10 protein-coding genes are annotated in these 13,281 nt (G+C 72.5%); 4 read left to right on the forward strand and 6 right to left on the reverse strand.

All coding sequences use genetic code 11. From position 1 onward, the window contains the following. Positions 1-322: 322 nt before the first annotated feature. Genes ABD371_RS21935 through ABD371_RS21945 form a run of 3 tightly spaced genes read right to left on the reverse strand, consistent with a single transcriptional unit; the run spans position 323 to position 2,192 of the window. Positions 323-1,279: a phosphotransferase family protein gene (locus ABD371_RS21935; protein ID WP_344479403.1), complete on the reverse strand. Its 957-nt coding sequence runs from the start codon at positions 1,277-1,279 to the stop codon at positions 323-325. Positions 1,280-1,308: 29 nt separating this feature from the next. Continuing rightward, on the reverse strand, positions 1,309-1,782 hold the full coding sequence (locus ABD371_RS21940; RefSeq protein ID WP_344479404.1) for a GNAT family N-acetyltransferase: 474 nt from the start codon (positions 1,780-1,782) through the stop codon (positions 1,309-1,311). Positions 1,783-1,805: 23 nt separating this feature from the next. Then, positions 1,806-2,192: a VOC family protein gene (locus ABD371_RS21945; RefSeq protein ID WP_344479406.1), complete on the reverse strand. Its 387-nt coding sequence runs from the start codon at positions 2,190-2,192 to the stop codon at positions 1,806-1,808. A 158-nt stretch (positions 2,193-2,350) separates the two neighbouring features. On the opposite strand from ABD371_RS21945, the gene ABD371_RS21950 reads away from it, so the two are divergent. Then, positions 2,351-4,276 (forward strand): Xaa-Pro dipeptidyl-peptidase, encoded by a 1,926-nt coding sequence (locus tag ABD371_RS21950; protein ID WP_344479407.1) that lies wholly within the window; start codon positions 2,351-2,353, stop codon positions 4,274-4,276. 72 nt (positions 4,277-4,348) lie between these two features. On the opposite strand, the gene ABD371_RS21955 is transcribed toward ABD371_RS21950, so the two are convergent. Both ABD371_RS21955 and ligA read right to left on the reverse strand, forming a co-directional pair. Next, positions 4,349-5,074, reverse strand: a complete 726-nt coding sequence (locus tag ABD371_RS21955; RefSeq protein WP_344479409.1) for a siderophore-interacting protein — start codon at positions 5,072-5,074, stop codon at positions 4,349-4,351. 87 nt (positions 5,075-5,161) lie between these two features. Beyond that, positions 5,162-7,333, reverse strand: a complete 2,172-nt coding sequence (gene ligA / locus ABD371_RS21960) for an NAD-dependent DNA ligase LigA (protein WP_344479410.1) — start codon at positions 7,331-7,333, stop codon at positions 5,162-5,164. Positions 7,334-8,068: 735 nt separating this feature from the next. Between ligA and ABD371_RS21965 the strand changes: the two genes are divergently transcribed. Next, positions 8,069-9,505, forward strand: a complete 1,437-nt coding sequence (locus tag ABD371_RS21965; protein WP_344479412.1) for a PP2C family protein-serine/threonine phosphatase — start codon at positions 8,069-8,071, stop codon at positions 9,503-9,505. 78 nt (positions 9,506-9,583) lie between these two features. Here the strand turns inward: ABD371_RS21965 and ABD371_RS21970 are convergent, their stop codons facing one another. Continuing rightward, on the reverse strand, positions 9,584-11,071 hold the full coding sequence (locus ABD371_RS21970) for a DNA-binding protein NsdB (protein WP_344479414.1): 1,488 nt from the start codon (positions 11,069-11,071) through the stop codon (positions 9,584-9,586). 239 nt (positions 11,072-11,310) lie between these two features. Here ABD371_RS21970 and ABD371_RS21975 point away from each other — a divergent pair, with 239 nt between their 5' ends. Both ABD371_RS21975 and ABD371_RS21980 read left to right on the forward strand, forming a co-directional pair. Further along, positions 11,311-12,438 (forward strand): phosphotransferase, encoded by a 1,128-nt coding sequence (locus ABD371_RS21975; protein ID WP_344479415.1) that lies wholly within the window; start codon positions 11,311-11,313, stop codon positions 12,436-12,438. 136 nt (positions 12,439-12,574) lie between these two features. Further along, entirely contained in the window at positions 12,575-13,207 is a 633-nt protein-coding gene (locus ABD371_RS21980; RefSeq protein ID WP_344479417.1) for a GNAT family N-acetyltransferase, read from the forward strand. The last annotated feature ends 74 nt before the right edge of the window (positions 13,208-13,281 follow it).

A 13,281-nucleotide genomic window follows, 5' to 3' on the forward strand; every position in this document is an offset into this window, starting at 1 on the left:
CGCCGTCCGGTCAGACGGTGTACTCCGCGCCGAGCCGGCCGTTGGCGGCGACGGTGCCGAGGGTGCCGGGGTGTCCTGGTGGATCGTCTGGAGCCTGCCGGCGTCCGGTCCGGCCGCCGAGCCGGGGACGTGGAGGGCTTCGCCGCTGAGGCTCTGCGGCCCGCTGCCGGTGTTCGGTCGCGAGTCGCCGATGACGACATCCTCGAAGCCGTCCTTGTTCACATCGCCGACATCGCAAGATCACAGAAATCGCGGGACGACCGGAACCTTCACCGCCCGGTGATGATCCACGCCTCGACCCCGCACCCCCACTCCGCTCAATTCAAGCCAATTCACCCCAGGGAGCAGGCGGTTCCGAGGCGAAGAAGCGCAGAAGCCCCAGGAGCCGGCCGGCCGGAGGCGCGGTCCAGTGGCGCTCCCCGGGCCTCGGCACGGGGTCGGGCAGCCGGCCGAGGGCCCAGACGAGATGGCACCAGAGCACTCGCGCCTCCCAGGAGTGGGCGCTGTCCGAGGTCTCCTCGCCGGCTTCCCGCCGATAGCCGTCGAGCATCGCCGGGACGAGGGACAGCGGAGTCTTGGCGAACTCGGTCGCGGGGTCCGCCCATTGGGCGTCGCCCCAGTCGACGATGCCGGTGAGTTCGCCCCGGCCCGGGGAGACGAGCAGGTTCTGCGGGGCGATGTCGCCGTGCACCAGAACCTGCCGCGCATCGGCGGGAAGGCGCTCCGCCAGCCGGTCGAACCACCCGTTGAGCCAGCGCGAGGCCCCGGCGTCGAGCCACCCTTCCGCCAGCAGCCGGCCCACCAGCGCCCAGGGGTCTCCCCCGCCGCCGCCGTCCGCCGGCAAGGTCTCCAGGCCCGCCGCCCCCGGGGAGACCCGGTGCAGCCTGGCCAGCTCCCGCCCCACTTGGCGATGGACGCGTTCCGCCTCCGCCGCGGGCAGTTCGACCTGTGCGAGATCCGCTCCGGGGGCCCGGGTCATCACCATGTAGGGCACCTCGACCACCGAGCAGGTGTCGTCGAAGGCGACGATGTCCGGGGCGCGCACACCGGCGCCCCGCGCGACGGGAATGACCATGGCCTCCTTGACCAGGTCGGGCAGGAACTCCTCCGTCCGGGGAATTCTCAGCACCAGCTCTCCGCCCAGCGGATAGACCCGGTTGGCGACCCCCGACGGCATCGGCCGCACCCCCTCGGCGGTGCTCCCGTGCCGGGCGGCGATGGCGGCCAGTGTCTCGTGACTCGCCTCGTACTTCTCGTACTTCTTCACGCTCTTCTCCACGGTCGAGCATGCTGCCACGGGACCGGGCGTCAGCCGTCGGCGCCGACCGGGAAGATCAGTTCGGGACGGTCCCAGGCCACCGCGGGCGGGTTCGCCGGGCAGGTTCCGGTGCGCCGGGCGCCGACGCTCAGATAGAAGCGCTCGGCCGGCGGATGGGAGATCACCCGTACGGAGTCGAGCCCGGCACGGCGGGCCTCGCCGAGCATGTGGCCGACGAGCCGGCGGCCGATGCCGAGACCCTGCGCGCGGTCGGCGACGAACATCAGATCCAGCTCCGGCGGGCTCAGCACCAGGGCGTAGAAACCGAGCAGTGCCCCGTCCCCGGCCACGGCCGCGTACACCGGGTGGGCCTCGATGTAGTCGGGGCCCACCCGGTACCCGGCGACCATCGCGGCGTACGGACCCTCATAGGCGCGTGAGCCGCGCACCAGGGCGGTGAGGCGCTTGGCGTCCTTGGCCGTCGCCCGGCGGATCCGTACCGCGTCGGTCATATGTGCACTCATGGAGCGAGTATTACATCCGCTGGTCACTCCACGGGGGCGAGGAACAGGCAGAAGGGGTGCCCGGCGGGGTCCAGCAGCACGCGGACATCGCTCTGCGGCTGGGCGGCGGCCTCGGTGGCACCGAGGGAGACCGCGTGCCGGACGGCCGGGTCGAGGTCGTCGACGCGGATGTCCAGATGCAGCATCTTCTGCTGGGCCCCCGGTTCCTCGGGCCAGAGCGGCGGCTCATACTCCGGTTCGCCCTGGAGGGAGAGGCCGAGAGCGCCGTCGGGGGAGCGCAGATGGACCCAGTCGTGCTCGCTGGCCTTCACCTCCCAGCCGAGGAGCCGTGCGTAGAAATCGCCGAGGGCGTGGGCGTCCTGGCAGTCGATGACCAGGCTCGCCAGAGTGAAGTGCGGGGTGGTGGTCATGGCCTCTCCCTGTCCGGTGGAATTCGGTCGGCGCGCCGGTCCGTGGGGGCGGTCGCCCCGACAGGCTGCCAGAAGCGGGTCTGGCGCGCGGCGCGGATACGCGGTGGAATGTGCGCGCGCCCCCGCGTGATCGTTCACCTTCCGGATCTGGAGGCACGATGGCAAGAAGCTCCGCGTCACACCCGGCCCGTGCGGTACGGAGGCTGGGGGTGCCCGCGCTGGCGCTCTGTCTCCTCGGGTCGCTGCCCGCGCCCGCCGTCGCCCGCCCGGCCCCGGCCCCGGCCCCCGCCCCGGCGCTCAGCGTCACGGACGGAAGCACCCAGCCCGTCTTCTCCCGTGCCGACGCCGTGTTCCAGCTGGTGGACGTGGAGACGGAGGCCGACAGCGACGAGGACGGCCGGCGGGACACCGTACGGATGCGGATCCTGCGGCCCAAGGAGACCGGCGACGGGCTGAAGGTGGCCACGATCATCGAGGCCAGCCCCTACTGGGGCGGCGGCAACGACGTCCCGTTCCACCCCGTGGACATCGACGAGGACGGGCTTCCGCCGCAGCACGGCGTCGGTCCGGAGACGGCGCGGCTGCCGGGGCTGGTCAGCCCGTCGGCCCCGTTCTCCGGGTACAACGACAACTACTTCCTGCCGCGCGGCTACGCGGTCGCGCAGCTCGACAGCGTCGGCACCGGCGGTTCGACGGGCTGCCCCAGCTCCGGCGGGCGCGGGGAGACGCTCGGCGCGAAGGCCGCCGTGGACTGGCTGAACGGCCGGGCCCGGGGCTGGGACCCGGACGGCCGTCCCGCCCGCGCCTCCTGGTCGACGGGCGACACGGCCATGATGGGGGTCTCGTACAACGGCACGCTGCCGACCGCCGTCGCGTCCACCGGGGTCGAGGGGCTGAAGGCGATCGTGCCGATCTCCGGCATCTCCTCCTGGTACGACTACTACCGGGCGAACGGCGGAGTGGTGGCCCCCGGCGGCTATCAGGGCGAGGACGCGGACATCCTCGCCAAGGGCGTGTACAGCCGGGCCGACCGGGAGATCTGCGGGCCGGTGCTGGACCGGCTGACGGCCGAGCAGGGGCGCGGTACCGGTGACTGGAGCCGGTTCTGGGCCGAGCGGGACTATCTGAAGGACGCGCACAGAATCACGGCCGGGGTGTTCGCCGTGCACGGCGGCAACGACTGGAATGTGAAGACCCAGCACTTCGGCCAGTTGTGGGAGGCGCTGAAGGAGCACGATGTGCCGCGCCGGATGTGGCTGCACCAGGCCGGGCACAACAATCCGATGCCGCTGCGGATGGAGGAGTGGCTGCGGCAGCTGCACCAGTGGCTCGACCACCATCTGTACGGCCTGGAGAACGGGGCCCTGGACGCCCCACCGGTGGAGGTCGAGCAGGCGGACTTCAGCTGGCGGCGGCAGTCCGACTGGCCGGCCCGCTCCACCCGGGAGCTGGCGCTGCGGCTGAATCCGGACGGGCTGGGGGTGCGGCCGGGGCGTGCGGTCCGGCAGTCGATGACGGACGCGGGCCGCACCGTGAGGGCGGAGGCGCTGGTGGCCGACCCCGCCTCCGCGCACCCCAACCGGCTCGCCTACACCACCGGTCCGCTCACGGAGGACCTTCGGGTCAACGGCGTCCCCCGGGTCTCCGTGCGGGCTTCGCTGGACGGTTCCTCGCCCTATGTGACGGCGCTGCTGGTGGACTACGGCCGGGACACCCGGGCGGTCGCGGGCACGGTGCCCGACGGCTCGCCGCCGGTCTGTTACGGACAGGGCGTGCCCGGCGACACCGGCTGCGCCCAGCGCACCCTGCACCGCACGGAGACCGCCGACTTCAAAATCGTCTCTCGTGGCTGGGCGGACCTCCGCAACCGGCACTCCATCGACCGGCAGAGCCCGGTGACGGAGGGGCGCGAGTACCGGCTGCGCTTCGGGATGCAGCCGCAGGAGTACGTCTTCAAGAAGGGGCACCGGCTGGGCGTGGTGCTGATCTCGACGGACCACGACTTCACCCTGCGCCACCCGGCCGGCACCCGGCTGACCGTGCGGACCGGGGTGAGCGCGGTGACACTGCCGGTGGTCCGCTGACCCGCCGCCTCCCGAGCCCGTACCGGCCCGGCCCGAAGCCCGAAGCGGGCCGGGCCGGTACGGGCCGGGGCGTCAGGCCGCGCGCCAGTAACCGAGGGCGTTGACGCGCTCCTTGGGGAGGGCGAGTTCCTTGCGGGCGTACGAGGTGAGGGAGCGGGTCGTCACCGTGTCGCAGGCGATCCAGAGGTACGCGCCGGCCGGGTCGTCCAGCAGGGCGGGCAGCGCCGACCTCACCTCGGCGACCAGATGGGCCCCGCCGTCCCGGCGCGGGACGCAGCGCAGTTCGTGGTGGTCCGCTTCCAGCCGCAGCGGCAGCCGCGGGTCCGATTCGTGGCTGGTCTCGAACCAGATCGTGGCGGGCACTCCGGGCAGTGCCCCGAGGAGCGAGTTGATCGCGGGCAGGGACGCCGGGTCGCCGACGACGAAGAGCCGGGCCGGGGCCGGGGAGGGCGCGGTGAACCCGGTGCCCTGGAGCGTGGCCTGCACGGTGTCGCCCGCGCGCGCCGCCCGGGCCCAGTCGCCCGCGCGCCCGCCGTGCAGGGCGAACTCGATGCTGAAGGTGCCCGCCTCCGGGTCGGGGTCGACCAGGGTGTAGGCGCGCTGATGGGGCTTGGCGCCGTTGTCGAACCAGACCCGGACCCACATCGTGGGGTGCACCCCGGTCCGGGCGAGCATCCCGCCGTCGGAGAAGTGGACGCGCAGGAAGTGTTCGGTGACCTCTTCGCTTCCGGTCACGGTGAAGACGAAGTCCTTGCCGCGCATCAGTTTGAGTACGACGCCCTCCCAGCCATGACCCACGACAAACCCCTCCCCATCGGTCCGGTTCGCTCACCGGACAACCCCTATGAATTTAGGCAAGCCTAACCTAAATCAGCCGGGCGGGGATCACTCGGCGAGGAAGTCTCCGACCAACTCGGCGAACTCGTCCGGCGTCGCCGTACGGGTGCCGAGCTGTTCGGCCTTCTCTCTCTTGGACCCCGCGTTCTCCCCGGCGACCAGGAGCGAGGTGCGCCGGGAGACACCGGCGGAGGACTTCCCCCCGGCCCGCTCGATCAGCTCGTTCATCTGATTGCGCGACAGGGCGGCCAGCGCCCCCGTCATCGCCCCGGTGACCACGACGGTCATACCGGCCAGCGGCCCGGCCTCAGCCTCGGTACCGGCGTCGGCGTCGGCGGACGCGGCCTCCGCCGCCCCGGGCCCGCCCGCCACCACCGTCACCGCCGGGGACCGCGGGGCCGGCGGGGTCGCGCCCGGCTCGCTCATCCGCACACCGGCGGCGGTCAGCTTGTCGATGAGCGGGGCCAGTTCCGCGAGTTCGGCGACGACCACGCGCGCCTTCTCCGCGCCGATGCCGTCGACCTGTTGCAGCGCCTCGGCGTCGGCGGCCCGGATGAGATCCATGGTCGCGAAGTGCCGGGCTATCCGGCGGGACATCGAACGCCCCGTGCCGCGCACCCCCAGGGCGCAGAACACCCGCGACAGCGGCCGCCCCTTCGCGGCCTCCACCGCCGCCAGCAGATTGTCGGTGCTGGTCTCCCCCATCCGGTCCAGGTCCAGCAACTGCTCCCGGGTCAGGGTGAACAGATCGGCGAAGTCCCCCACCAGACCCGCGTCCACGAGCTGGACGACCCGGGTGACGCCCAGCCCCTCGATGTCGAGCTGGTCGCGCCCGGCCGCGTACGAGACACAGGCCACCAGCCGGCAGTCCCGCCCCCGGACACAGCGCCACCGCTGCTCGGAGCCGTCGATCTCCGAGCCGCACCGGGGGCAGGCCTCGGGGAAGACGATCGGCAGCTCGTCCCCGGTGCGCAGATGCGCCACCGGGGCCTCGACCCGCGGGATGATGTCCCCGGCCTTGTGCACCATCACCCGGTCGCCGATCCGGAGATCCCGGCGGGTGATGTCCCCGGGGTTGTGCAGGGTGGCGTAGGAGACGGTGGATCCGTCGATCTCCACCGGCTCCAGAACGGCGCGCGGCGCGATGATCCCGGTGCGTCCCACATTCCACTCGACGGCCAGCAGGGTGGTCATCCTCTCCACGGCGGGCAGCTTGTGGGCCACCGCCCAGCGCGGCGCCCGGGAACCGGATCCCGCCGCCTCCCGGTCCTCGGCGAGATCGGCCTTGACGACGATCCCGTCGATGCCGAACGGCAGCCCGGCGCGGAGCGCCGCCATCTCCTCGATCACGCCCTGGAGGGCCCCGGCCTCCAGAACCGTGCGCGGCGCGACGGCGGTGGCCTCGGCCGTGTGGACGCCCAGCTCGCCGACATAGGCCATGAGCGCGCTGTGCGGGGAGCGGGTCAGCCGCTCGGCGAGCCCGTCGCCGGAGCCCGCCAGCGGCAGCGCGCCGTACCCGAAGAAGGTCATCTCCACCCGGTACTCGCGGTCCCTGGCCCGCAGGGTGCCCGCCGCGCCGTTGCGCGGATTGGCGAAGGGCGCGCCGCCGTGGGCGGTGCGCGCGGCGTTGGCCGCGTCGAACTGCTCGCCGGTCATCAGCACCTCGCCGCGCACTTCGAGCGTGACGTGCTCGGCGAGCCGGTCCGGGAGGCCGACGATCGTGCCGATCGCGTGGGAGACGTCCTCGCCGGCCGTGCCGTCGCCCCGGGTGATCAGCCGGGAGAGCAGGCCCTGTTCATAGCGGGCGGCCACGGCGAGCCCGTCGAGCTTGGCCTCGACGCTCCAGCGCCCGACGGGCCGGCCGATCCGGCGCTCCAGGGAGGCGGTCCAGGTCAGCAGCTGCTCGGCGGAGAAGACATTGTCCAGCGAGAGCATGGGCACGGTGTGCGGCACATCGCCGGTCGCCGCGCCGCCCGCCACCTTGCCGGTCGGCGAGTGGGGCGACGTCTCCCCGGGATGGGCCGCCTCGTAGTCGGCGACACCGCGCACCAGCCGGTCGTACGCGTCGTCGTCCAGAGCGCTCTCGCCCGTCGCGTAGTACGCGGCGGCGGCCCGTGCCGCGGTCTCGACCGCCGACGCGTACGCCTGGGGGTCGACGAGCAGCACCGAGGGGGCGGACTTCGCCTCGGCGGGAGCGGGGGCGGCGGAAGAGTTCGTCATGGTTCACATGGTGCCGCCCACCACTGACAATGCCTCCAAAACCGCCTCCGGCCTGGGCTTTCACCAGGTTCACCGCAACCGGAAGCCGGCCGGGAGGCGGCCGGGAGCGGGGCGGGGGCCGGTCGTGACCCACCGGTGTGAGCCGTGTCGCCGTCAGCGCGTCGGCCATCTTCACAGCAGGCGATTCTCCGCCATTCGGGCGTCCTTTCCCGAAAGAGCACCCCGCGCGCGCCCTTGGCCGGTTCTCCCTCCCCCGGACGCCCGCGCCAACGGCCCGATCCCCCTCCCGAAGACACCCCGGGCAACCGGAGTCGCCCGATCCATGACGCGGCGGCGCGCCCGGCGCGGGACGGTACCGGCGTACAGCGGGAACGAGGAGCCCCAGCTCACCGGCGATCGGCCGGGTGACGGACCGTTTCCCCCGCCGGACGACGGCACGGCCTCCCCGGGGCGCGTCGGCGGATCCGGCGCGCCACGCCCGGGGCCCGCCGGATCCGGAAACCGCGCATGTCCCCGCCGAGCTGCGAGAACACCGCTCCGCGCACATTGGCCTGAACCGTACTCCGTGGACCGTTCGTCCACGACATATGACCCGGGCACCACCCCGCCTAGTGTCGCCAAATCCCTTACGGGTCCTCCCGGCCTGTGCGAGAGTCGTAGCGACCCTTTCTCAAGACCGTTGCTTAAGACCGTGTCTCAGACCTGGCCGAGGCCACGCCTGTATCGGAGTACGACATGCCGTCCCATGTGTTCGCGGAACGTCCCGCATCGCAGCCGCCGGAGCGCGGTGACGTCGACGCTCTGATCAACCGGACGCGTCGGCTGCGCGGCGATGTGGACGCCGTCCGCCGGGACGCCGTGGTGGACGAGGACGGTCCGCACGGCCGGTGGCAGCGCGCGCTGTGCGATCTGGCGGTGCATCAGCTCGATGACCTCGGGGCCCATCTGGGACAGCTCAGGGAAGGGCTGCCGGTCGCGGGGGAGGACGCCTACGCGGACGCGCTCGCCGGGCACACCGCCGACAGCGCCCAGCGCACCGGCTCGCTGCTCAACCGGGTCGGCAGTGCCGAGTGGAACCTCCTCACCGACGAGGTGAGCTGGTCGGACGAGCTGTACCGGATCCTCGGACGCAGCCGCCGGAGCGGCCCCATGACCCTGGACGAGCTGCCGTCCGTCGTCTTCGCGGAGGATCAGGCGCTGCTCACCTCGCTGGTGACCGGGTGTCTGGTGGACGGACGGCCGATCGACGGCGAGTTCCGCATGGTCCGCTCGGACGGCCGGGTGCGGACCGTCCATATGACCGGTGAGCCCGTGCTGGACGCCGACGGCTCGACGGCCTCCATGTGGGCGGTGTTCCGCGACGTCAGCGAATTGCGCCGCAGCGAGCGGACGGTCCGGGAGAGCCGGGAATCGCTCCATCGCAGACAGCGGGCCGAGCACACCGAGCGCCGGCTCGCGGTGGAGCTTCAGGAGGCGGTGCTCCAGCCCTGGCGCGGTTCGCCGCGCTCCCCGGGGGACACGCCCGGCGGGCTGGATGTCGCGGCCCACTCCTTCCCCTCCGCGAGCGGCACGGTGATCGGCGGTGACTGGTACGACGCGTTCCCCCTGCCCTCGGGGGCCTCACTGCTCGGCGTCGGCGATCTCACCGGACACGGTGTGAGCACCACATCGGCCATGGCGATGCTGCTGGGGGCGCTGCGCGGACTGGGGCTCGCGGGCATCGCGCCGGGCGCGCTGATGGGACATCTCAACCAGCTCCTGGAGACTTCGGCCCAGCCCGCCCTGGGCAGCGCGGTGTGCTGCCGCTTCGACCCGGCGAGCCGCACCCTGACCTGGGCACAGGCGGGACACCCCGCCCCGCTGCTGTTCCGCGGCGGGACGGGGCGCGCGCTGACGCCGCCGGACGGCGTGCTGCTCGGCGCGGCCTCGGGGGCCTCGTACGAACAGGCGGACATCCGGCTGCTCCCCGGCGATCTGCTGGTGCTGCACACCGACGGTCTGACCCGCGCCGACGCCGTGGGCGACTGCGATCCGGGCCGGCTGCTCGCCCTGGCCCCGCGGCTCGCCCGGGCGCATGACGCCCAGGAGTGCGTACGGGTGATCGTGGAGAGCCTCGGCGTCAAGGGTCGCGAGGGCGGAGCGTGTGTGATGGCCGTGAAGGTCGGTCTGTAGCCGGTAGCCGGCAATCGGTGATGGGCACGGCCGGAGAGAGGCCGTCCCCGGTGGCGGTGCGGGAGAGGGGGAGCCGGGCTAGGCCATGGCTCCTCTCGGCTTCCTCAGCGGGCTGTTGGGCAGTGCGAGAAGGATCTCCTGGCGGAGGTCGTCGATTCTGCCGTGCCCCGCGTAGTGCCCGGTCAGCCGGTACATCTCCCGCAGTCTGTCCCAGGTGCGATGCGAGGAGGTCTCCCCCATCGAGACCAGCGCGAGCCGGGCGTAGCGGTCGGCCTGCTCGGGGTCGTCCCCGATGAAACAGGCGGAGGCCATCGAGATGTAGTCGAAGATCTTGGACCGCTGCCGTCCGCCCTCGCGCAGCTCCAGGGCCATTCTGGCGTGGCCCTGGGCGATGCCGGCGGCGGCCGGTTCGTGTTCGGCGAGGGTGCGGTACGCCAGTGCCTCCATGCCGTGGAGATCGGCCTCGTCGAACATCTGCATCCAACTGGGCGGCGGTACGTCGGACTTGTCGGAGACGAAGAGTTCCTCGGCCTCTCCGAGGGTGCGGCGCATGGCCTTCCCCTGGCCCATGGAGGCCTGTGCCCAGGCCTCGATGGTGTGAAGCATCGCCCGGGTGCGCGGCAGGGTCTCGTCGCCGGATCCCGACTTGGCGAGCTTCATCAGATCGAGTGCGTCGTCGGGCCGGCCCAGGTGGACCATCTGACGCGCCGCGCGGGAGAGCGCCTCGCCGGCGCGGGGCCGGTCGCCGCCCTCGCGGGCCGCGTGGGCGGCGATGACGAAGTACTTCTGGGCGGTGGGTTCGAGGCCGACGTCGTGGGACATCCAGCCGGCGAGTACGGCGAGATTGGCGGCGACGCCCCACAGCCGCCGCTGAAGATGGTCGGGGTGGCGGTAGGCGAGCATGCCGCCCACTTCATTGAGCTGGCCCACCACGGCCTTCCGCTGGAGCCCGCCGCCCCGGGAGGCGTCCCAGGCGCGGAAGACGTCGACGGACCGTTCCAGCGCGTCGATCTCCTCGGACCCGATGGGGGCCGCCTCGTAGCGGTCGTACCCCACGGGGTCGGCGTGCGATGGATTCCCGGTGTGGGGGGCGCCCTGAGCGGGGTCGGTCTGCAGCCAGTCGTGCATGGCACTGCTGAGCGTTGTTCCCGCGGCGAGCGCGGCGCCCGCGCCCACCAAGCCGCGTCGGTTGAGCATGAGGTCCATTCCCGTGAATTCGGTGAGGACCGCTGCCGTCCGGTCGGGCGCCCACGGCAGGTCGTCAGGGTTCTCCGCGCCCTGCCCTTCCTTCCGCCTGCCCGCTCGCCCGTTCCGTACGAACCCGAGGTCCTCAATGGTCACGACACGACCGAGGCGCTCGGTGAACAGGGCTGCCAGCACCCGGGGCACGGGGTCGCGCGGGGTCTCCCCCATGTCGATCCAGCGCCGCACCCGCGAGGTGTCGGTCGCCAGCTGGGGGTGGCCCATGGCCGCCGCCTGCCGGTTCACGAGTCTCGCGAGTTCGCCCTTGGACCAGCCGGTGAGGCCGAACAGGTCGTACAGGCGGGTGTTGGGTACTCCGGTCACGTCAAGCCCCCAGGTTCTCGGCTGAGTTGACAGTAGCCCTCCGGCGGGGGTGTTCAGCTGGGCGGCGGCCATTCGCCAGGGTTCGCCAGGGTTCGCCAGATGGTGTGCCACCCGCGCGCTGGTGTGACGTAGGAACGCGCCACCCCGGCCCGGCACCGGTCGCATTCCCCAGGGTGCGGACGGAGCCGGGGCGGGCGGCGCACGCAATCTGTCGGCGCGCGAAGGGATCTGTCACCCTCATGCACACAGCATCGTCCTCCGTGTCCGCCCCCTATCGACCGCGGCGACCGACCTCGCCGCCCGGCGCCGGACCGTATCTCGACCCGGTGCACGCGGGCCGGTCGCGGCGGCCCGGGCCGACGGCCGGCCATCCGCTGAGCGGGAGGATCGATCTGTCCGGCCCGCAGGGCGCGCAGCTGCGCATGGCGGTGGCGGCGGTGCACCGGATCTGCCCGGAATTCGCTCCGGTGCAGGTGCTGCGCCGCAGTGGACGGTCCGTGCTGATCGTCGGCACGACGGGGAGGGCGACCGCGGTGGCCAAGTGCCTGCTGGACCGCTCGTGCGTCTGGATCGAGCGGTTCCGCCACGAAATAGCCGCTTACCGGGCCTTTGTCAGGCACCGTCCGCCGGTGCGGGCCCCCCGGCTGATCGCGGCGGACCCGGAGAACGGGACGCTGGTGATCGAGCGGATGGCGGGCCGTCCCGCGGCCCTCAGCAGGCACCCCGCCGAAGCGCCGCCGCGCGCCGACGTCCGGGCGGTTCTCGGGGCGATCGGGCGGCTCAACGCCTGGCGTCCGCCGGCCGAGCTGTTCGACCGCCCGCTGGACTACGCCTCCCGGATCTCGCGCTATCACGAGCTGGGGCTGTTCACCGACCGGGACCTGGGGGACCTTCAGAAGCTGCTGCACGGGCTGGCGCACTCGGGCGGCAGACAGGAGCTCAGCCAGTTCTCCCACGGTGACGCGCTGCTCTCCAATGTGCTGCTGTCGCCGACCGGGCCGGTCCTGGTCGACTGGGAGCACGCGGGCTGGTATCTGCCGGGCTACGACCTGGCGACGCTCTGGGCCGTCCTCGGGGACTCGCCCGCCGCTCGCCGGCACATCAGCCAGACGGCACAGCAGGCGGGATCCCAGGCCCGGGACGCCTTCCTGGTCAATCTGATGCTGGTGCTGACCCGTGAGATCCGTACCTATGAGACGGCCGTGCAGCGGACCATGCGGGAGGCCGCCCCGGCCGGGGGCCCGGCCGCCACGGCGACGCCCACCGGACTCTCGGCCGGCGAGGAGCAGCGGCTGCTGCTGCGCCGGCTCCACGACGACTGCGCCCGCGCCCGGCGGGCGGTGCGTGCCGCCGTCGGCACGCGCTGACCGTCACCCGAAGGGGGGAAGCGTGCCGCGCGCCCGACGACCGCACGGGCGCGCGGCACGCGGCACCGCCGGGCGCTCCCCCTCCGTCCGGGAAATCCGCGGGACAGCGGGGTGTCGGGCTGTCCACACTACGGACATGACTGATGACGATCGCACTTCGCCCGCCTCCGGTTTTCTGGACAAACCCGAACTGAGCGGGGATCTGGTGCTGCTCAGACCCATCACGGCCGACGATGTGCCCGCGCTGATTCCGATGTTCCGGGATCCGGAGTCCGCGCGGCTGACGGGCGGACACCGCGACTCGGCGATGGAAGAGGACCGGATACGGGCCTGGTACGGCGGTGTGGGCGACCGGGACGGCCGTGTGGATCTCGCGGTGGTGGAGCGCGCCACGGGGAGGGTCGTCGGGGAGGCCGTGCTCAACGAGTGGGACGAGGAGAACGAGAGCTGCAACTTCCGGATCTCCTGTGTGTCCGGCGTCCTCGGGCGCGGTCTGGGCACGGAGGCGACGCGGCTGCTCGTCGGTCACGGCTTCGAGACGCTGGGGCTGCACCGGATCTCGCTGGAGGTGTACGCGTTCAATCCGCGTGCCCGCCGGGTCTACGAGAAGGTGGGCTTCACCGCCGAGGGAGTGCTGCGTGACGCCCTGCTGTGGGAGGGCGAGCGGGTGGACTCCGTGGTGATGTCGATCCTCGCACCGGAGTGGGCCCGGCATCGGGGAAGGCCCGTCGAGGGCGACCAGCCCGGACCAACCAGCAAGCTCATATGACTAATTGATGTTGCGCGTGCGCCGTTCGGGGGACGGGTAAAGCTTTTTGCGCAGCAGCCGACTTGACTCGAAAG

It is taken from the genome of Streptomyces amakusaensis, assembly GCF_039532665.1.
In the GTDB taxonomy this organism is placed as follows: domain Bacteria; phylum Actinomycetota; class Actinomycetes; order Streptomycetales; family Streptomycetaceae; genus Streptomyces; species Streptomyces amakusaensis.